The organism is Faecalibacterium sp. An122, assembly GCF_002160895.1.
GTDB lineage: Bacteria > Bacillota > Clostridia > Oscillospirales > Ruminococcaceae > Faecalibacterium.
Genome location: NZ_NFLL01000006.1, coordinates 108,483 through 128,973, shown reverse-complemented (window position 1 = coordinate 128,973; position 20,491 = coordinate 108,483). Strand labels below are relative to the sequence as shown.

18 protein-coding genes and 2 pseudogenes are annotated in these 20,491 nt (G+C 52.3%); all 20 read left to right on the top strand.

Going from position 1 to position 20,491, the window contains the following annotated elements:
• The first annotated feature begins 311 nt into the window (after positions 1 to 311).
• The 20 genes and pseudogenes from B5E67_RS06505 (at position 312) to B5E67_RS06400 (ending at position 20,480) form a co-directional block, all read left to right on the top strand.
• Positions 312 to 2,789 carry a hypothetical protein gene (locus tag B5E67_RS06505; protein WP_143405394.1) on the top strand — a complete coding sequence of 826 codons (2,478 nt, stop codon included), beginning with the start codon at positions 312 to 314 and terminating at the stop codon, positions 2,787 to 2,789.
• 293 nt (positions 2,790 to 3,082) lie between these two features.
• Positions 3,083 to 4,591 (top strand): ParB/RepB/Spo0J family partition protein, encoded by a 1,509-nt coding sequence (locus B5E67_RS06500; protein WP_087384098.1) that lies wholly within the window; start codon positions 3,083 to 3,085, stop codon positions 4,589 to 4,591.
• Positions 4,592 to 4,907: 316 nt separating this feature from the next.
• On the top strand, positions 4,908 to 5,264 hold the full coding sequence (locus tag B5E67_RS06495) for a hypothetical protein (RefSeq protein WP_087384095.1): 357 nt from the start codon (positions 4,908 to 4,910) through the stop codon (positions 5,262 to 5,264).
• Positions 5,251 to 6,348 carry a DNA cytosine methyltransferase gene (locus B5E67_RS06490; RefSeq protein ID WP_087384092.1) on the top strand — a complete coding sequence of 366 codons (1,098 nt, stop codon included), beginning with the start codon at positions 5,251 to 5,253 and terminating at the stop codon, positions 6,346 to 6,348. Before B5E67_RS06495 ends, B5E67_RS06490 begins: the two co-directional genes overlap by 14 nt.
• Positions 6,341 to 7,057 carry an antirestriction protein ArdA gene (locus B5E67_RS06485; protein WP_087384089.1) on the top strand — a complete coding sequence of 239 codons (717 nt, stop codon included), beginning with the start codon at positions 6,341 to 6,343 and terminating at the stop codon, positions 7,055 to 7,057. The genes B5E67_RS06490 and B5E67_RS06485 overlap by 8 nt, the downstream gene beginning before the upstream one ends.
• Before the next feature lie 14 nt (positions 7,058 to 7,071).
• Positions 7,072 to 8,118, top strand: coding sequence for a hypothetical protein (locus tag B5E67_RS06480; RefSeq protein ID WP_087384123.1), 1,047 nt, complete (start codon positions 7,072 to 7,074; stop codon positions 8,116 to 8,118).
• Between the two features lie 91 nt (positions 8,119 to 8,209).
• The gene (locus tag B5E67_RS06475) at positions 8,210 to 8,680 is read left to right on the top strand and encodes a PcfB family protein (RefSeq protein ID WP_087384086.1); all 471 of its coding nucleotides are present in this window, start codon (positions 8,210 to 8,212) and stop codon (positions 8,678 to 8,680) included.
• Entirely contained in the window at positions 8,677 to 10,500 is a 1,824-nt protein-coding gene (locus B5E67_RS06470; RefSeq protein WP_087384084.1) for a type IV secretory system conjugative DNA transfer family protein, read from the top strand. Before B5E67_RS06475 ends, B5E67_RS06470 begins: the two co-directional genes overlap by 4 nt.
• A 94-nt stretch (positions 10,501 to 10,594) precedes the next feature.
• A pseudogene (locus tag B5E67_RS06465) lies at positions 10,595 to 10,723 on the top strand (Maff2 family protein); the annotation flags it as partial.
• A gap of 652 nt (positions 10,724 to 11,375) precedes the next feature.
• Positions 11,376 to 13,295, top strand: a complete 1,920-nt coding sequence (gene tet(W) / locus B5E67_RS06455) for a tetracycline resistance ribosomal protection protein Tet(W) (protein WP_087384078.1) — start codon at positions 11,376 to 11,378, stop codon at positions 13,293 to 13,295.
• Between the two features lie 131 nt (positions 13,296 to 13,426).
• The gene (locus B5E67_RS06450; RefSeq protein WP_003431289.1) at positions 13,427 to 13,612 is read left to right on the top strand and encodes a cysteine-rich KTR domain-containing protein; all 186 of its coding nucleotides are present in this window, start codon (positions 13,427 to 13,429) and stop codon (positions 13,610 to 13,612) included.
• A gap of 16 nt (positions 13,613 to 13,628) precedes the next feature.
• Entirely contained in the window at positions 13,629 to 14,612 is a 984-nt protein-coding gene (gene rlmN / locus B5E67_RS06445) for a 23S rRNA (adenine(2503)-C(2))-methyltransferase RlmN (RefSeq protein WP_087016719.1), read from the top strand.
• A gap of 247 nt (positions 14,613 to 14,859) precedes the next feature.
• A pseudogene (locus tag B5E67_RS15875) lies at positions 14,860 to 14,988 on the top strand (helix-turn-helix domain-containing protein); the annotation flags it as partial.
• Positions 14,989 to 15,485: 497 nt separating this feature from the next.
• Positions 15,486 to 15,884, top strand: coding sequence for a plasmid mobilization relaxosome protein MobC (gene mobC / locus B5E67_RS06430; RefSeq protein ID WP_002596229.1), 399 nt, complete (start codon positions 15,486 to 15,488; stop codon positions 15,882 to 15,884).
• Positions 15,856 to 17,481 carry a relaxase/mobilization nuclease domain-containing protein gene (locus B5E67_RS06425; protein ID WP_087384075.1) on the top strand — a complete coding sequence of 542 codons (1,626 nt, stop codon included), beginning with the start codon at positions 15,856 to 15,858 and terminating at the stop codon, positions 17,479 to 17,481. The genes mobC and B5E67_RS06425 overlap by 29 nt, the downstream gene beginning before the upstream one ends.
• Positions 17,471 to 17,857 (top strand): cysteine-rich VLP domain-containing protein, encoded by a 387-nt coding sequence (locus tag B5E67_RS06420; RefSeq protein WP_009259636.1) that lies wholly within the window; start codon positions 17,471 to 17,473, stop codon positions 17,855 to 17,857. The genes B5E67_RS06425 and B5E67_RS06420 overlap by 11 nt, the downstream gene beginning before the upstream one ends.
• Positions 17,858 to 17,993: 136 nt before the next feature.
• The gene (locus tag B5E67_RS06415) at positions 17,994 to 18,725 is read left to right on the top strand and encodes a replication initiator protein A (protein ID WP_009259635.1); all 732 of its coding nucleotides are present in this window, start codon (positions 17,994 to 17,996) and stop codon (positions 18,723 to 18,725) included.
• On the top strand, positions 18,722 to 19,564 hold the full coding sequence (locus B5E67_RS06410) for an ATP-binding protein (protein ID WP_033126274.1): 843 nt from the start codon (positions 18,722 to 18,724) through the stop codon (positions 19,562 to 19,564). The genes B5E67_RS06415 and B5E67_RS06410 overlap by 4 nt, the downstream gene beginning before the upstream one ends.
• 14 nt (positions 19,565 to 19,578) lie before the next feature.
• Positions 19,579 to 19,767, top strand: a complete 189-nt coding sequence (locus B5E67_RS06405) for a transposon-encoded TnpW family protein (protein ID WP_009259633.1) — start codon at positions 19,579 to 19,581, stop codon at positions 19,765 to 19,767.
• Between the two features lie 362 nt (positions 19,768 to 20,129).
• Positions 20,130 to 20,480 carry a TnpV protein gene (locus tag B5E67_RS06400; RefSeq protein WP_087384073.1) on the top strand — a complete coding sequence of 117 codons (351 nt, stop codon included), beginning with the start codon at positions 20,130 to 20,132 and terminating at the stop codon, positions 20,478 to 20,480.
• Positions 20,481 to 20,491 lie beyond the last annotated feature (11 nt).

Sequence of the window (20,491 nt, the reverse complement as noted above, 5' to 3'; positions counted from 1 at the left end):
ATCGCTACCCGCTATGATAAGAGAGCGGATTCTTTTCAGGCTTTTCTTTTCCTTGCTGCTTCTGCTGTCATTTTCTCCATTTTGCACATATGAGCCGACTTCTCAGATACACCCTAGCCCTGTGCGATGTATATGACAGCAAGTATCTCCCCGCAGCATTTGTCAACAGGCGGCTGGGCTATCGGCCACAGCAGAGACAGACTCTTATCAGCGTATGTTCCGCAGCGGAAAGTCTGATCTGCCACAGTATCGAAAATGACATCGAGGTCTACAGCTTTAAACACAAGCTGTTGAGTGAGCTGTACCTGAAGTTGTACCTGGAATCGCCGGATGGCTGTGCCAACCGGTATGAACTAGTCAAAAAACTGATCGACCATGCTGCAGGCAGCCTAGGAACCCCGGAGCAAGAATATGTTCTAGAGACTCTGCTAAACATTCTAATCCGAAACAAAGATCGTGACATCAACGATCGTGACATCAACGATCTATCTCAACTGTTGGTGGATATCGCCCTGATTGGCACACAGCGGTCACTTATCGAACATCTGGCCAAACGCTTTAAACCAGAAGCTGACCGTTTACTGGAAAAGGAGTCTTTTGATGTACCAGAACAAAGGGACAGAAGAACCATTGGCATTCTCCGTCTTGTATCGCATGCTTATGCACATCTGGGCAAGCTGTATGCCAAGCCGCCGGAAAACTACCAGGAGGCTGCGCAGTGCTTTACATTGGCAACGCACTATATGCCAAATAATGACCCCTTCATTTTTCATATGCATGGCAACGTGCTGTACCATCAGCTCCAAAAACAGTGGGCAGACATTTTGAAAAATGGAAATTTCTGCGGGGAAAAAGATCAGGGTGATTTTGAAAGCCGAATGGACAAGGCCCTTTTGCTATTCGAGAAAGCCTGCGAATACGGGGACGTGCAGTATGGTCTTACAGGACAGATGAATCTGTTGTTTGAATATCTCCGGTTCGCCTATCGTGTGAACAACATCCGCACAAAAGAAGACCTGCGAAAATTGACGCCCAGACAAATTTCTTATCAAACTCGGCTGATCGAAACCCTAGAAACAGCAGAACAATATGGTGAATTTGACGAGGAAGCTGTCCGCAACATCCAGAACAAAAAGAATCAGTTGTATTCCGAAATTTTAATGGGGGACTATGGAAAAACGATTGAATACTATCAGAACGAATACGACAAACTGAGCAGCAGCAACAATACCGCTGGTGCCATTGCTGCACTGCAGGGTCTGGTATCGGCCAAAATCCAGAAAGCCAGGGCAGCTTATGAAGCCGCCAAATCTAAGAATAGATCCCTCTATCAGATGATTCCGGAGCCCCAGACACTTTTGAATCAAATTGGAGTCCTGCTGCAGGAGCTGTACAACAAAAGGGGTTATTATTTCTACGCAAAGCGGACCTCTTTGTTCCGGCACTGGTTCCAGCTTGCAAAACTGGCTGACTACGCTGTAAGCGATGCCGATATTCAGGCGGACTATTGGGTGCAGACAGAAAATACCATAAAGGGAAAGAAAAATCCAGAACCATATTACTATAAGGCTCTGGTATTGTACCTGGAGCGACTGGACGGAATGGAATGTGAAGGTGAGCTACAGTCGGTGCGCGACACAATTGACTCCATGGATGCCAACCAGCTGTTCGATCCCAGACGGGGACGCCTTGACAAGATCCGGGACCTTTTGGTGGAGGGCCACGGAATGGGCAGACTCCTCAATGTTTCAGATTGCGGTCCATCTGCAGAGATTGCCAATAGAGTCTCTGCAGCACAAAAGATGCCAACGGTACTTTGCGGAACGGTTGAATCCGTACAATTGTGGGGTGCAGAGCTTTCGGTGTATGCCCCGCCTGCACTTGCCAGGCAGAAGGCCTCATCTGAAATTGGCAAGATGTCCAGAAATACATTGTCTGGAGACCAGATCAATCATAAGGTTATGTTTTTCGGCGGCTTTACCACTAAAGGAATCAGGGCCGTCAGCGATTCCGTCAAGGATCAGGATACAGGGGAAGCTTTTTCAGTACCTGAAATCCTCGGCGCGATGGGAAACAACAAAGACCAGATTGCTGCCAAAGAGCAGGAGCAGCAGTCCGGTCAAACAAAAGCAGCCTATCAAGAATACCCAGCAGTACCAGTTTCTTTCCCGGCAATATATGAGGGATATGGGTCCACCGGCGAGGCCGGAGAACACAAGGTGTTCTATCCCCAAAATGTGGTGCCGGGTTACCAGGGACAGGATGATCCGCAGTACCTGAACGGAAAGGTTGATGGCGGCGTCGGAGAAATGTCGGTTTCTTATTTCACAGAGCTTTTTGGAAAGAAACAAATTGACGCGTACGGTGGCATCGATGACATTTTGAACGCCCTTATCAAGATCGGACTGATGGATATGACAGTCAAAAACGTGCGGGAGCTCGATGGAAAAAAGTGCTATACTCTGGGCTTATACAATGAAAATATAGAGTTATCTCAGTTACTGCAACTTCAAAAAAGATTGAGTATATCAGAAAAGAAGCCAGAAACTCAGGATGAAATAGTATCATTACCCAAATTTAAAAACAAATCGGTATTCTTTATTCCAGAGGATCCGGAACTTACCAAGACGAATGGGACCTTTGAAGTGGATGGTGTGAACTATTCTGGAATATTAGTGAATGTGAAAACCAGAAATGATAGGAAGAAAGCAAAGGAATACAATGGAAAAATTCCTGCCATAGTTTTTGGTACCCCCCAGTCCGGAAAATATACTCTGAAAATGAAGTAAGTTAATAACAAAACAGGCATGTTTTGGCAGACCTTTGGATAAATGGAGTTATAGCATTCTAAGAAGGGAAAGCTGCTCGTGCCTGTTTTATTTTCAATTTATAGTTGCAACGGTGTACAAAGGGAACATTATAAAATTGAACAATGGAATGCCAATCTTACGCAGAGATACCGCCCAAACGAGACTACGGGCGGTATTTTTGTAGCTTGGCAAGAAAGGAGGAACCACCCCACGGGGGCCTGATGAAAAGTCAGGCCCCTTTTTTCATGCCCAAAATCAGGAGGTAAACGTGTATGCCAGATGATAAAACCACAAAAGTCCCGGAGACGGCAGCGCCGGACACCGGGCCGGGCAAGCCCCCGGAACAGGCTCCCGTCAAGGAACCTGTGAAAACCGAACCGCCCACACCGGAACAGAAGCCCCCGGAGCAGGCCGCAGACAAAGCCGCACCGCCGAAGGATAAGGAGGCTCCCACTTCCGAGAAGGCGGGCGCAGAGAAAAGCCCGAATGTCTCCGTCTACAACTTTTCGGAAATCATGGCCGAGAAGAAAGCGGCGGAAAAAGAAAAAACGCCGGAGAAGGCAGCTCCCTCACCGGATAAGGGAAAGGAGCCCGAGAAGCCGGACAAGGCTGTAAAGAAGGAGCCTGACAAAACAGCGGAGCCGCCGAAGCGCAGGGGCCGCCCTCCAAAGGAGACACAGGCGAAAGCTCCGGCGGACAAGAAAAAGGCCACTCCGGCAAAAGAGCCTGCGGCCACGAAGAAAGCTTCCATCTGGAAGGAACCGGCGGACAAGACCGCCGGGGGCAAGGAAAAGACCCCGAAGGCTGCCGCCCCGAAAAAAGCGGCTGACAAGGGTTCTGCCGCTGTGAAGCTTCCGGCCCCGGAACAGCCGAAGCCGCAGGAGCCGCCCAAAGAAGCGCCCCGCCGTGGAGAGGAACAGATCGTCTATATCAAACTGGACGAGCTCCACGCTTTCAAAAACCACCCGTTCCAGGTTCGGGATGATGAAGAAATGCGGGCGATGGTGTCCAGCGTCAAGGACAAGGGCGTTACCCAGCCCGCTATCGTCCGGACCCGGGAGGACGGCGGCTATGAGATCGTATCCGGCCACCGCCGCCAGAAGGCCAGCGAGCTTGCCGGGTACGCCGATATGCCCTGTATCGTTCGCAACCTGACGGATGATGAAGCAATCACGCAGATGGTGGAGGACAACTTAAACCAGCGTGAAGAAATCCTCCCCAGTGAGCGGGCAAAGGCGCTGAAAATGCAGCTTGAAGCCATCAAGCACCAGGGCTCCCGCACTTCGGGCCAGATTGACCCGAAGGACGCGGGCAAACGCTCCAATGAGATCGTGGCCGAGCGCAACAAGATGGCGGTCAAACAGGTACAGCGGTATATCCGGCTCAATGAGCTTGTCCCTGACCTGATGGCCCTCATGGACGCAAAGAAGCTGGGCTTCACGACTGCCGTGGAGCTCTCCTATATCAGCAAGAAGAACCAGAACTATATCGCCGTTGCCATCGACAGCCAGCAGTCCTCCCCGTCCCAGGCGCAGGCAAAGCGCATGAGGGAGCTGGACGAAAAGAAGCTCTTAAACGGGGACGTGATCGACGGCATTATGATGGAGGACAAGAAGGAGGTAGACAAAGTGATTTTGACGGGCGCTGAACTGAGCAAATACTTCGGGAAGGAAACCACCCCGAGGGAAATGAAAGACCAGATCATCAAGCTGCTGGACGACTGGAAGGGCCTGCAGAAGGAACACGAGAAGCCGGAGAAGAAAACCGAGAAGGAGAAATAAGCGGGACTTCGGGCCACGTTGGCCCGAGGACACAAGACCTGTGGGGCTCTGCCCCACGCCCCGAAGCTCTGGAGATATAAATTATTCCCCGTCGCCAGTTATTCCGTAGCATAGCCGGGAAAATCAGTCAAGGGCAGAGCCGCCGCAGGCGGTGCCGGAGGCACCCTTGACGGATTTCTCCCGGTTATGCTTTATCACTATCAAGCGACGGGGATATAAATTCTCCAGAGCCGTCCCCCTTCCCGGGGGAAGGGGCGGAGGGGTTGGGCGTACCTTGCTTTACCTTATTTAATAAGTGAAATGGAGGGAACCAGAAATGAAGCGACCTTTAGCATACATCACCGCCGCATGGTGCGGTATTCCCGAGGTGGACACCGACCTTGCCGTGGAGTTCTGCCGGGCAGCCTATGAAGCAGGCTTTGCCCCCATCTGCCCGAAGCTATACCTTCCGCTGATCCTCAATGACAACGTGCCGGAGGAACACAAGGACGGTATCGACATGGGCCGGGATATGCTCAAACGCTCCCGTATGCTCCTTGTCTGCGGCGGGACTGTGGACGAGGACGTGAAAAACGACATTGCGGTTGCCGCCCGGTATGGGATTGCGGCGACTACGCTGGAAGGCATTATGAACGTGAAGGGGCAGGGCTCCCCGGACAGTGCCGGATATTAAGCTGGGGAGCCTCTTTGACGGGATAGGGGTCTTTCCGCTTGCGGCCTCCCGGTGCGGTATCCGTCCGGTGTGGGCCAGCGAGATCGAGAAGGCCCCTATTTCCATTACCAAAAGGCACTTCCCGGAAATGGAACATCTGGGGGACATTACGAAGATAGACGGCGGGAAAATCGAGCCCGTCCATGTGCTGACCTTCGGCTCCCCCTGTCAAAACCTTTCACTGATTGGCAACCGCTCCGGCCTTGCCGGGGCAAAATCAAGCCTGTTCTATCAGGCTTTCCGTATCGTACATGAAATGAGGGATGCCACTGATAACCTATATCCAGTTATCCTTGTTTGGGAAAACGTCATGGGAGCGTTTTCTACAAATGACCGGATGGATTTTAGAACCGTCCTATCCGCCTTCGCAGACACCGAGGTTCCAATGCCTCCTTCGGGAAGATGGGGAAACGCCGGAATGGTGCGAGGGGGAACGCCTGATGTGTCCTGGCGGCTCATGGACGCCCAGTATTGGGCAGGAACCCGGAGGCTGGCAAGAAGGCAGCGGATTTTTGTCGTGGCCGATTTTGGAGGGCGGCGTTCTGCCGAAATACTTTTTAAGCCCCGTCCAGTGCTCCCACTTCCTGCGCCTTGCAGAACGGGCGGGGACGCCTCCCCCGAAGGAGATCGAGCGCCTTTTATTGAAACAGGGCGGAGAATACCCGTCGTCCGACCCTTTCAGTGCTTCCGTATGCGGGGCGCGGCAAAAAGGCAGGAAGGAACCGCCTTCCGAAACAGCTTCGGTCTACCAACTGACCCTTTTCCCACTCTTTTAGCCGGCGATGTGACGCCCTTCTCTTTCTGGTATGAGGACGACCCGGAGGGCGGCTGTATCCGTTTTGTGACGGAGACAGAAAGCGAGCGGCTTATGGGGCTGCCGGAGGGATGGACAAAGTACGGGGCGGACGGCGAAGAAATCCGTTCTTCCAGCCGCTACAAGGCGCTGGGGAACGCTATCGCCCTTCCCTGTGCCGATTACATCATGGCCGAGATATATGAGGCGCTGACCGGCGGGGACGGAAAGGAGGGAAATCCCCATGTTTGAAGCCTATATCACAAACGCCGCCCTTTATCCCGAGGCCGGGGTGGAGGTCGGAACAACCTTGAAATTCCCGGCCACCACGCAGGAGGTTCAGGCCGCCCTTGCGAAAATCGGGATTGACGGAAAGCAGTACACCGAGGTTTTCTTTACCAGCTTTGACAGTGACGACGTGCTGGGGCTGTATGATTATCTCTATGAATACGCGGGCATTGACGAGCTCAACGAGCTGGCGCACACCTTGCTTGGAGTACGGGATAAGGGCGAGCTGGAAAAGTACGAAGCCGCTCTTGTCTTAGGAAAGCACACAGAAAGCGTGAAAGATCTTATCAATCTGGCGCAGAACCTTGACCTGTACCGCTTCTACCCGGATATATCCAATGAGGAAGAACTGGGCCGCCTGTATGCGGACGAGCTTCATTCCATTGAGATACCGGAACATATCCAGAACTATTTCGATTATGAGGCATACGGGCGGGACGTGAAGATCAGGGAAAACGGCGTATTCGCCCCCGGCGGCTATGTGGCCGCTGACCCCGGTGCTTTTATCGAGTATTACCACGGCCCGGAGGACATTCCAAAGGAACACCGGGTTTTCGCCTATCCGAAGGAGGCTGAACCAGCCCGCTCCATCTTAAAAGCCATCCGGGAATTTCAAGAGGCCCCGCCTGCTCCGAGAAAGGATAAGGCGGGGCCTTCCCATGAGGAACGATAAGACTTCGGGCCATGTTGGCCCGAAGCGCAAGGAGGTGTGAACCGATTAAGTATTATCCCATCAATGAAACTGCCGCCCGGCGGGCAAAGGAGATGAACAGCTTTTCCGACTATCGGGAAGGGAGCGCAACGGCAGAATACCGGGCGATGGTCGATAAGGCTGCCGCTGTGGCGGAACACCAGAAAGCAAGGGTTGACCCTATGTACCATGAAAAGATCGACCATCTGCTGGACACCTACGCCCGGAAACTGGCCGAGAACATGAACCAGGGCTTTGCCATTGACGCAAGAGTTCCTTCCGTAATGATTGCGGGGCCTGCCAATTTCCCGGTCCGGCAGAAAGAAAAGCAGAACCGGGCAAGGGACGGCAACATGGAGGAATGGCGGCACATTCAAGGGCTGCTGGATAAGATACGCAGTACCGGCATGGGCGGTATCAGCGCCGACGACCCGGCGGCGGTGGAAAAGCTCCAAAGGAAGCTGGACTCTCTGGAACGCTCCCAGCTCATTATGAAGGAAGTCAACACCTATTACCGGAAACACGGGACGCTGGACGGCTGTGCTCTGCTGTCTCCCGACCAGATCGAGCGGCTGAAATCCGACATGGCGGCAAGCTGGCGGAGCGCCCCGAAGCCCTTTGAAAGCTATCAGCTTACCAACAACAATGCGGAGATCCGCCGTGTCAAAGCCCGTATCGAGGAACTTTCCAAACGGGCGGAGCAGACCTTTTCCGGCTGGGAGTTTGACGGCGGCCATGTAGAGATGAACCGGGAGGACAACCGCTTGCAGGTGTTCTTTGACGGCAAGCCTGACGCTGACACCCGGGCAGAGCTGAAAAGCAGCGGGTTCCGCTGGGCTCCCAGCGTGGGGGCTTGGCAGCGGCAGCTTACCGACAATGCCATCCGGGCCGCTGACCGTCTGGAATGTATCAGGCCCTTGTCGGGAGAAAAACCATCCCAGCTTCAAAAGAAGCCGTCCATCTTACAGACCATGCGGGAACAGAGCGAAAAAGTGAAGGCGGAGCCCCCGAAAGAGGCTCCGGCCAAAAATGCCGAGCGTTAGACCTCGGGCCAACATGGCCCGAGGCTTTCTGCTCCCCGCACACGCAAGAGGGCCTCCCGTCCTGCGGGAGCCCTGACGGAAAGGAGGTTGTATGCAGGAAGAAGTCAACCAGAAAACAATGGCCCTTTCAATCCGGGCCTCAAAACTGACGGGAAAAGTGCTGGCCGCCGCTTTCTCGAAAGTCGTGCGGGCGGCGAAAGCCCACCACCAGAAGGCGCTGACCCCGAAGGGCCGCCAGAGCGTGGCAAAGCTGATGAACCACTACGGGGCGAAAAATTCCATGCCCTATGTGGGAGCCCCGAAGGACTTTGACCGGATCGCAAAGGAATTTCATGTGGACTACGCCTTCCACAAGGTAAGCCCCGGCCACTATCTGCTGTTTTTCAAGGCCGGGCAGGCAGACGCCATCACGGCGGCCCTCCAGAAGTACAGTGAAAAGGTGCTCCATAAGGGCAAAGAACGACCTTCCATCCTCGGTCAGCTTCGGAAGTTCACGGAGCTTATCAAGACAAAGCCGAAGGAGAAGCAGCATACCAGAGAGGCGGTGAAGGACGGACGTTGAGTGACAAAATCCGAAAATATGTGCTCCCGAACCTGCCGTATCTCTTTGTGTTCTGGTTCTTCTCAAAGCTGGGGACGGCCTACCGTATCGCCCCCGGCGCGGACTTCGGCACAAAGCTCATGGGGATGATGGACACCTTCCCGGTGGCCTTTGAAAACTACTGGCCGGGGCTTGGCGGTATTGACCTGCTTGTGGGGATCGCCGGAGCCGCCGGGATGTACTTCTTTATCCAGTCCAAAATCAAGAAGGCAAAGAAATTCCGCCGGGACGCCGAGTACGGCACCGCCCGGTGGGGTACGCCGGAGGACATTAAACCATTCGTTGACCCGAAATTCCAGAACAACGTCATTTTGACGGGGACGGAATTTCTCACCATGAACACCCGCCCGAAAATCCCGGCCAATGCCCGGAACTTAAACGCCTGTGTGATCGGCTCATCCGGCTCGGGCAAGACCCGCTTCTGGCTCACGCCCCAGCTCCTTCAAGCTCACAGCTCCTATGTGTGCGTTGACCCAAAGGGCGGGGCTCTCGACCAGTGCGGGCGGTTCTTACAGCGGCAGGGCTATAAGGTACGGGTGTTTAACAGCATAGATTTTTCAAAATCCATGCACTACAATCCGCTGGCCTACATCAAGACGGAAAGCGACGTCCTGAAATTCGTCAACGCCCTGATCGCCAACACCAAAGGCGACGGGAAAGAGGGGGACGAGTTCTGGACCAAAGCCGAAACGCTTTTGTACTGCGCCCTTGTGGCCTATATCGTCTTTGAAGGGCCGGAGGAAGAACGCAACATGAATACGCTGGTAGAAATGATAAACAGCATGGAAGTCCGGGAGGATGATGAAACCTTTAAGAACGCCGTGGACTATATGTTTGACGGCCTCGCCAAACGGAACCCTCAGCATTTTGCTGTGCGCCAGTATGCCAAATACAAATTGGCCAGCGGCAAAACGGCAAAATCCATCCTGATTTCCTGCGGGGCCCGTCTTGCTCCTTTTGACATCCCCCAGCTTCGGGAGATTATGAGCTATGACGAGCTGAAGCTTGACCGGCTGGGCGACGAGAAATCGGCGCTGTTCTTTCTTATCAGCGACACCGACACCACCTATAACTTCCTTGTGGCCCTTGCCTTCTCCCAGATGTTCAACCTTCTGTGTGAGCGGGCAGACAACAAATACGGGGGCCGCCTTCCCCACCATGTACGGGTGCTGTGGGACGAGGCTGCCAACACAGGGCAGGTGCCGGGGCTGGAAAAAATCGTGGCTGTTATCCGGTCACGGGAAATCAGCCTGACCCTCTTTTACCAGGCAATGAGCCAGTGCAAGGCTCTTTACAAAGACAACTCGGAAACCATCATGGGAAACATGGACAGCATTATCTTCCTCGGAGGGCGGGAGGCGTCCACCTTAAAAGACATTTCCGAGAACTGGCTGGGAAAGGCGACCATCTCCATGCAGACCGAAGGGCGCAGCCGGGGGCAGTCGGAAAGTTACAGCCAGAACCTGCAACGGCTTGGCCGGGAGCTGATGACAACCAGCGAGATCACCACCATGCCGGGGGACAAATGTATCTTGCAGCTCCGTGGCCTGCCGCCCTTCCTGTCCCCGAAGTATGACCTGAAAAAGCACCCGAATTACAGATATACCGCCGAGTTTGACAAAAAGAAAAACGCCTTCCATCTGGAAAGCCTGTTCCGCCGCCGGCCATTGAGACTAAAGCCGGAGGACGAGTACACGGTGTACGAGGTGGAAGAAACGGACACGGACGAAGAAGCTGACCTCCTAAACTTTGACGATCTGGACAGCGACGAGTTCGTGTGACCTCGGGCCACATTGGCCCGAAGTGACGCCGCCATCATGGGCGGCTTTTTTGTACCCACCAATCCATTTTAATCAATGAAAAGGAGAAAACTGTATGGAATTTTTTAACTCTGCTATCGAAGTGCTGAAGGTTCTGGTTATGGCTCTGGGCGCTGGCCTTGGCGTTTGGGGTGTCATCAACCTGCTGGAAGGATATGGCAACGACAACCCCGGCGCAAATGCTCATGTACGGTAAGGAAGCAAGCAACCGAAAACAAGAGATAGACCGCCAGCACTACACTATTCCGAACCAAAGACCAAAAGATAAGCATTGTGGGAAAATCTAAACTTTTGGATTTTCCTACAATGCCAACTACGGCGGAATCCCTCCCACTCCTTATATCTTTCTGTATACATTGAATTTGTATTTAGTAAAATGCAGACAACACCACGGATCGGCTTTTGGTTGGACAATTCCAACCAAACACCACAGCAGACAGCAGAAAACATTCTGAACGCTAGGAAGCCGGTATGATTGTTACATATAAGGGGAAGAAAAATTTCTTTTAGGTACTTGCTTTCCTAAAACTGATGTGATACAATGATTTAATCCAGAAAAGGAGTAAAAAATATGCGGCAAGGTATTCTTAAATAAAACTATAATCAAATAGTGGGAACAAAGGATTATGATAGCTCCTTTTGTAGGGGCTTAGTTTTTTGTACCCAATTTAAGAATACTTTTGCCTTATCAATTTTGACATATCCCCAAAAACAGCAATCACAAACAGGTGTATGCTGTATATGTGTATGTCCGCAACTTATAATCCCCAGTGGTAAAAGTATTTTACTGCTGGGGATTTTTATGCCCTTTGGGGCTGTAAAGGGAGGACAATCACATGAAAATAATCAATATTGGAATTCTTGCCCATGTAGACGCTGGAAAGACGACCTTGACGGAGAGCCTGCTATATGCCAGCGGAGCCATTTCAGAACCGGGGAGCGTCGAAAAAGGGACAACGAGGACGGACACCATGTTTTTGGAGCGGCAGCGTGGGATTACCATTCAAGCGGCAGTCACTTCCTTCCAGTGGCACAGATGTAAAGTTAACATTGTGGATACGCCCGGCCACATGGATTTTTTGGCGGAGGTGTACCGCTCTTTGGCTGTTTTAGATGGGGCCATCTTGGTGATCTCCGCTAAAGATGGCGTGCAGGCCCAGACCCGTATTCTGTTCCATGCCCTGCGGAAAATGAACATTCCCACCGTTATCTTTATCAACAAGATCGACCAGGCTGGCGTTGATTTGCAGAGCGTGGTTCAGTCTGTTCGGGATAAGCTCTCCGCCGATATTATCATCAAGCAGACGGTGTCGCTGTCCCCGGAAATAGTCCTGGAGGAAAATACCGACATAGAAGCATGGGATGCGGTCATCGAAAATAACGATGAATTATTGGAAAAGTATATCGCAGGAGAACCAATCAGCCGGGAAAAACTTGCGCGGGAGGAACAGCAGCGGGTTCAAGACGCCTCCCTGTTCCCAGTCTATCATGGCAGCGCCAAAAATGGCCTTGGCATTCAACCGTTGATGGATGCGGTGACAGGGCTGTTCCAACCGATTGGGGAACAGGGGGGCGCCGCCCTATGCGGCAGCGTTTTCAAGGTTGAGTACACCGATTGCGGCCAGCGGCGTGTCTATCTACGGTTATACAGCGGAACGCTGCGCCTGCGGGATACGGTGGCCCTGGCCGGGAGAGAAAAGCTGAAAATCACAGAGATGCGTATTCCATCCAAAGGGGAAATTGTTCGGACAGACACCGCTTATCAGGGTGAAATTGTTATCCTTCCCAGCGACAGCGTGAGGTTAAACGATGTATTAGGGGACCAAACCCGGCTCCCTCGTAAAAGGTGGCGCGAGGACCCCCTCCCCATGCTGCGGACGACGATTGCGCCGAAAACGGCAGCGCAAAGAGAACGGCTGCTGGACGCTCTTACGCAACTTGCGGATACTGACCCGCTTTTGCGTTGCGAAGTGGATTCCATCACCCATGAGATCATTCTTTCTTTTTTGGGCCGGGTGCAGTTGGAGGTTGTTTCCGCTTTGCTGTCGGAAAAATACAAGCTTGAAACAGTGGTAAAGGAACCCTCCGTCATTTATATGGAGCGGCCGCTCAAAGCAGCCAGCCACACCATCCATATCGAGGTGCCGCCCAACCCGTTTTGGGCATCCATAGGACTGTCTGTTACACCACTCTCGCTTGGCTCCGGTGTACAATACGAGAGCCGGGTTTCGCTGGGATACTTGAACCAGAGTTTTCAAAACGCTGTCAGGGATGGTATCCGTTACGGGCTGGAGCAGGGCTTGTTCGGCTGGAACGTAACGGACTGTAAGATTTGCTTTGAATACGGGCTTTATTACAGTCCGGTCAGCACGCCGGCGGACTTCCGCTCATTGGCCCCGATTGTATTGGAACAGGCATTGAAGGAATCGGGGACGCAGCTGCTGGAACCTTATCTCTCCTTCATCCTCTATGCGCCCCAGGAATACCTTTCCAGGGCTTATCATGATGCACCGAAATACTGTGCCACCATCGAAACGGCCCAGGTAAAAAAGGATGAAGTTGTCTTTACTGGCGAGATTCCCGCCCGCTGTATACAGGCATACCGTACTGATCTGGCCTTTTACACCAACGGGCGGAGCGTATGCCTTACAGAGCTGAAAGGATATCAGGCCGCTGTCGGTCAGCCGGTCATCCAGCCCCGCCGTCCAAACAGCCGCCTGGACAAGGTGCGCTATATGTTTCAGAAGATAATGTAACGTCTTGCGCAATGCAAGCGTTCATTGCTGGCTATTGCGAAATATCATTGATAAAATCAGTATCAGAGAGGAGAAACTATTTTGAACCAGGAACAGACGAATATTACAACAGGAAGGACGAGTGAAATATAATGCTTAAAAAATATTGGATAAAATGTCCGATTTGTAACGGAAAGACGAGAGTTCAAGTATTTCATAATACTGTATTAAAAGATTTTCCTCTTTTCTGCCCTAAATGCAAATTGACGCATATCATTGATGTAGAAAAATTAGAGATTGTAATCAAAAATACAGAAAAACAAACTTTTATTATTTAGAAGAAAGGATATAAAAATGAAACGTTTACCTAAATATACGCCTGCGGAAGTACGGAATGATCCATACGGATTTACTTACAAAGAAATGTCGGAAGTTATTGGCGAGAATGAAGCAAAAGCCTTATATGAAGAATTATATAAGCAATTACCACGCAAAAAAAATCTATCAATGTTGGTAAAAAATATTTGCAAAAGCAGTGATACTGAAAAGTATGTTTACGAACTGAAAGACAACAAATACATTGAAACGGTTTTTATCAAGCGGCGAGATGGTGGAACTGTTTGCGTGAGCACACAAGTCGGTTGTCCTGTTGGTTGTATTTTTTGTGAGTCCGGGCGAAATGGCTTTGTTCGTAATCTAACATCGTCAGAAATCGTACAACAGATTATATTGTTGCGTCGAAAAGTAAACCGTATCGTTTTTATGGGTATGGGAGAGCCTTTATTCAATTATGACAACTTGATAAAAGCAATCCATATTCTCCGAGATAGATATGGGCTCAACTTTCCAACCGACGGCATTACCATATCAACAGTTGGTCCGGTCGATCAATTAAAAAAATTGCGCGAGGAACATCTTAAAATTCAGTTGACAATATCTTTACACGCAGCAACACAATCTGCAAGAAATCGTATTATTCCTCACATGCGCATATATGCTATTGAAGATGTTGTTAAGCAAGCCTTATCCTATTCTGAAAGGCATAATCGCAAAATTGTCTTTGCGTATTTGCTTTTACCGGGTATAAATGACCGGCCCTCAGATGTAAGACAACTTGCAAAATGGTTTCGGGGCAAAAAAGTTATGATTAACCTGTTACAATACAACCCAACAAGCAATTCAAGAATTAAAGCACCACAGAAACGGGAAATAGTTGCATTCAAACATCAATTAGAGCAAGCAGGACTTGAAGTTACTATGAGAGTTTCTCATGGCAGAGAGATTAACGCGGCTTGTGGACAGTTAGCTAACACATATAATAAATTCAAAAAAAAATGATTAAAAGTGCCAGACGCATAGACGCAGAGCCGATAACGCATTAGGTCAAAAAACCTATGTGTTATCGGCTTTTTTATTTAATATTGCGCAAAAGCCGCTGTTCCCTATTATAGAATGGATTGCGGGTAGTGTATTAAAGTCGCCCTTTTTTAAGGATACGGCGGTATCGGGGAGGTATCGCCGTGTCCATTTTTATTTACTGTAACCCGCCTAATGCTTTGCGGTCAAAAAAAGCTATGCTCCGCAAGCGGGATATATCCGCTATTTCTCAAAAGTGAACGGGCAGGTCAACGCCGAGGTGGAGGACTATGTAAAGCAGCGGTTAATTGACTGTCAATTCAAGTTCCGGCTTGACGAACCACCGGACAAGTCATAAAAACTGAATACCAGCCGCCACCGACGCGGCCAGCGAAAGCAGTAAGTCTTGAAAAAGATTTACTGCTTTTTTTGTTGTCCGGCTCCGCTCCCGGCCATTTTGCCCCCTGCCGGTTGTAGTAGTAAGCGAGGAGGGAATTTTTCTGCCCTGGTGTTTGGCATTTGGAGCATTTACCCGTAGTAGAGGGCAAAGAGAAAGGATTTCTCCAACACCGGGTAGAAACCACTGCGTCCGGTGTCATTTTAGCGAAAGCGGGCAGGAATGCCCTTTACAGGATTAGTAGTAGCAGAAAAAGAGAAACAAACTTTTGTGGTTGCAGTTTTCCAAAAAAGTGGCGGACGGAAGTGAGAGAAAGTTTGCAGTCACGGAGAGCAAGTTTCTACCACGGTGCCAAAATCCGCAATTCTGCAGTTTTGCCCCTCGCGGGAAACTTGTTGGGGAGTGCCTTCCCCAAACCCTGCTCATGCGCCCTTACGGGCGAGAAAGGAGGTCACACCATGCGAAAGAAATACAACACGCCCCACCGCAGCCGCGTTGTGAAAACCCGGCTGTCCGAAGATGAGTATGCCGACTTCACAGCGCGGCTTGCGCCCTATGGTATCAGCCAGTCCGAATTTCTCCGGCAGGCGATACGGCGGGCGACCATACGCCCGGTTGTCCATGTGTCGTCGGTCAATGACGAGTTGCTTTCCGCTGTCGGGAAGCTGACAGCCGAGTACGGCAGGATCGGCGGCAACCTCAATCAGATTGCCCGGTATCTGAACGAATACGGCGTACCCTACAACACCCTTTCCGGCGAGGTACGCGCCGCCATATCCGACCTTGCCGTCCTCAAGTATGAAGTCCTCAAGAAAGTAGGTGACGCGGTTGGCAACACTCAAGCATATCAACTCTAAAAACGCCGACTACGGAGCCGCCGAGCAATATCTTCTCTTTGAGCATGACGAGTTTACCATGAAGCCCGTCCTTGATGAAACCGGCAGGCTTATCCCCCGCGAGGACTACCGGCTGTCCACACTGAACTGCGACGGGGAGGATTTTGCCGTTGCGTGTATGCGGGCCAATCTCCGCTATCAGAAAAACCAGCGGCGGGAAGATGTGAAAAGCCACCACTACATCATCAGCTTTGACCCGCGGGACGGGCCGGACAACGGCCTGACCGTAGACCGGGCGCAGGCGTTGGGGGAACAATTCTGTAAAGAGCATTTTCCCGGCCACCAGGCCCTTGTCTGCACCCACCCGGACGGGCATAACCACAGCGGCAACATTCATGTGCATATCGTCATAAACAGCCTGCGGATTGAGGAAGTGCCGTTCCTGCCCTACATGGACAGGCCGGCCGATACGAAAGTCGGCTGCAAGCACCGATGTACCGACGCTGCCCTGCGCTACTTCAAATCCGAAGTCATGGAGATGTGCCACCGGGAGGGGCTTTATCAAATCGACCTCTTGAACGGCAGCAAGAACCGCGTCACCGACCGGGAGTATTGGGCGCAGAAAAAGGGACAGGCCGCGCTGGACAAGCAGAACGCCCCCATGATTGCCGATAGTATCACGCCCCGGCAGACCAAGTTTGAAACGAACAAGGAGAAGCTGCGGCAGACCCTACGGAAAGCCCTTGCCACCGCCGCCAGCTTTGACGAGTTTTCCTCTCTGTTGCTGCAGGAGGGTGTGACCGTCAAGGAGAGCCGGGGGCGGCTTTCCTACCTCACGCCGGACAGGACAAAGCCAATTACCGCCCGGAAGCTGGGCGACGATTTTGACCGCGCCGCTGTCTTTGCCGTTTTAGAGCAAAACGCCGCCAGAGCAGCCGAAGCGCCAGCCAGATCCCCCGATCCCCCACGCACCATAAAAGACCGCTTGCAGGTTGCCAGAGCCGAGATAGCCGCCCCGAAACAGGACGGAGTGCAGCGGCTTGTGGACATTGAGCAGAAAATGGCCGAGGGCAAAGGCCGGGGCTATGAACGCTGGGCGAAGATACACAATCTGAAGCAGGCCGCCAAAACGCTGTCCGTCTACCAGCAATACGGCTTTACTTCCCCGGAGCAGTTAGAAGCCGCCGTTGACACCGCCTATCAGAAAATGCGCCAGACCAGCGGCGAACTGAAAGCACTGGAAACGAAGCTGCAAGGGAAAAAGAAGTTGCAGCGGCAGGTGTTGGCCTACGCCCAGACCAAGGCCGCCCGCGACGGGCTGCGGGCACAGAAATCCGAGAAAGCCCGCGCCGCATACCGGCAGGCCCATGAGAGCGATTTTATCATAGCCGACGCAGCAGCCCGGTATTTCAAGGCGCATGGCATTACCAAGCTGCCCGCCCGGAAAGCGTTGCAGGCCGAGATCGAGCAGCTTATCTCCGAGAAAGACGGCCTGTATAACACCTATCACGAACAGAAACAGCGGTTCAAGGAGTTGCAGACCGTCAAGCGGAACATCGACCAGATTTTGCGCCGGAACGAGCCGCACCGCAGAAAGGAGCAGAGCCATGAGCGATAAGTTACCGAGAATGGACTACCGCCAGCATCGGCGGGCGCGGCGGCTGGTACATGAGTGTTGTAACTACGACGAGGGAAACTGCCTGCTGTTAGACGACGGGGAGCCTTGCGTGTGCGTCCAGAGCATTTCCCTTTCCCTCATGTGCCGCTGGTTCCGTGTGGCTGTTCTGCCCCTTGACGGGGAACTGGCCGCAGCCCTCTTGCACCGAGGGAGCCGGAAACGCTGCGCCGTCTGCGGGGCGGCATTTGTCCCCAAATCCAACCGGGGGAAATACTGTCCCGGCTGCGCCGGACGCATGAAGAAAATCAAAGCCGCCGAGAGAAAGCGGAAACAAAGGCAGAAATGTCACGCTTTAGAGCCTTTCAAACCCGCATAAATCAAGGCTTTTTTCGTGGGTGTCAAAGGGTACGCGATACATTTATCCTTTTCCACCGGAAACGCCGTTCTAAGGCGTGACAAAACGCCAAAATCAACCCGAAACACAGGGAGGTGATACTATCGCTGATTATATCATGGCAGACACGCCGCTGCCTATCTATCTGCCCTACCCCCGTTTCCTGCTGAAAATGGAGATTTCCCAGACCGCCAAGCTGCTGTATTCGCTGCTGTTAGACCGTTCCACACTTTCCCAGAAGAACAAGTGGCAGGACGACGAGGGCAGGATATATATTATCTATCCCATCGCGGAGATAGCCGAAATACTGGATAAGGGCAGCACCACCATAAAGGGGGCGCTTAATGAACTGGACATGGCGGGGCTGCTGGAACGGGAACGGGGCGGCTTCTCCGCACCGAACCGCCTATATGTGAAAGTGCCGCGTGTGCCACAGGTACAGTTTTCCGACCAACTGATGGCCGGAAATCCGACCCTCATAGAGCCGGAAAACCGTCCTACTGATGGTCAGAAAACCGACCTTATGATGGTCGGAAAACCGTCCCCTAACCAAACTACTATAAACAACCTTACAGAGAGCCAAACAATGGGAGTGAGTGGGGAGCCGCCCGCGCCCTATGGCCGATACCAGAATATTTTTCTGTCGCAGACCGAATACGACGAGTTGCAGGCAGAGTACCCCGACAGGTTGGAACGGTTCATCGAGGAAATGAGCCGCTACCTTGCCGCCAACGGGAAAAGTTATCAGAACTATGCCGCCGCCCTGCGGATATGGGCGGGGAACGACAAAAAGAAAGCCCCGAAAAAGGGCATACCAGACTACTCATGCAAGGAGGGCGAGAGTTTATGAAGAACGAAATCAACGCTGTTTTGGAGAATATGACGGCCACCACCCCGGAGCCGGAGGACTACACCGGCGAGGACGGTTTACTGTACTGCGGCAAGTGCCGCAAGCCGAAAGAAGCCTATTTTGCGCCGGATAAGGCTGCTATCTTTGGCCGTGACCGCCACCCGGCAGAGTGCGACTGTCAGAGAGCCGCCCGCGAGGAACGGGAGGCCGCAGAGAAGCGGCGCAGGCACCTTGACACCGTGGAGGAACTGAAACGCCGGGGCTTTACCGACCCCACCATGCGGGACTGGACTTTTGAGAACGACAACGGCAGAAATCCGCAGGCCGGGATTGTCCGCCGGTATGTGGAACACTGGGAGGATATGCGAGCCGACAATATCGGCTGCCTGTTCTGGGGCGGCGTGGGAACCGGGAAAAGCTACCTTGCGGGCTGTATTGCAAACGCCCTCATGGAGAAAGAAATCCCCGTCCACATGACGAACTTTGCCCTTATCCTCAACGACCTTGCCGCCAGCTTTGAGAACCGCAACGAGTACATTTCCCGCCTTTGCCGCTATCCGCTGCTTATCCTTGACGACTTCGGCATGGAGCGCGGCACCGAGTATGGATTGGAACAGGTTTTCAATGTGATTGACAGCCGTTACCGTAGCGGCAAGCCGCTGATCGTCACGACCAACCTCACGCTGGACGACCTGCGGAACCCGGAGGACACCGCCCATTCCCGGATTTATGACCGCCTGCTTTCCATGTGCGTCCCGGTACGCTTTACCGGCGACAACTTCCGGCAGGAAACCGCGCAGCGGAAAATGGAGAGCATGAAGAAACTGATTACCGACTGAAAGGAGTATTGCCTATGGCAGATAGACAGCAGCACGACACCCGCACCACCCGCCGCCCCGACTGCGTGACGGAAATCCGCATGGGCAATTCCGTCCTTGTCGTGTCCGGCTATTTCAAGAAAGACACCACGACCACCGCCGCCGACAAAATGGCGCGGGTACTGGAAGCGGAAGCCGCTGCTACACAAAAATCGGCAATTTGACAAATCATAAAGAAGCTGATTTTACACTTTTGCCGCTATACAGCCCGCCCTATTCCGTGGTACAATGAAACCACGGAATAGTGGGGCTGGCTGTCGGAAACGGAGGATTTTATGTTAAGACAAGCCACCCAAAACCTCATTACCGCCCTTTATCCGAGATTGTCCCATGAGGACGAATTGCAAGGCGAGAGCAATTCCATATCGAACCATGATGTAATTTATAAAGGGTGGATTACACCACCGAAAATTACATCATGACTGGCGGCTCATTTGTGGCGAATGAAAAGACAGTTATGATAAAGGAGGGATGCCCTCAAACCTACCGTAACTGTCAACCAACATTCCCACGAAAGGAGCCTTGTATGGAACTGACTTACACCAAATGCGGCGATTATTTCATTCCCGATCTTGTATTATCGGACGCCAAAGAGTACCATATCGGGAAATATGGCCGGTTGCGCCGTGCCTACTTAAAAGAACACCGACCCATTCTGTATACCGATTTCATTATCACCGAAAAGCTGTTTCCCCACTTGGAGGAAATCGACACCGCCTGCCGGGAGCGGCTGGAAATCATTGAAAAAACCATGATGCAGCAAAAGGGCGTCACTGAAGCCCTGAAAGCTGCCGACCAGATGGAGTGGGTGCGCTCCATGAACTCCATCCACAATAGGGCCGAGGAAATTGTCCTGGCTGAGCTGGTCTACTGTTGAGGGAGGGAACA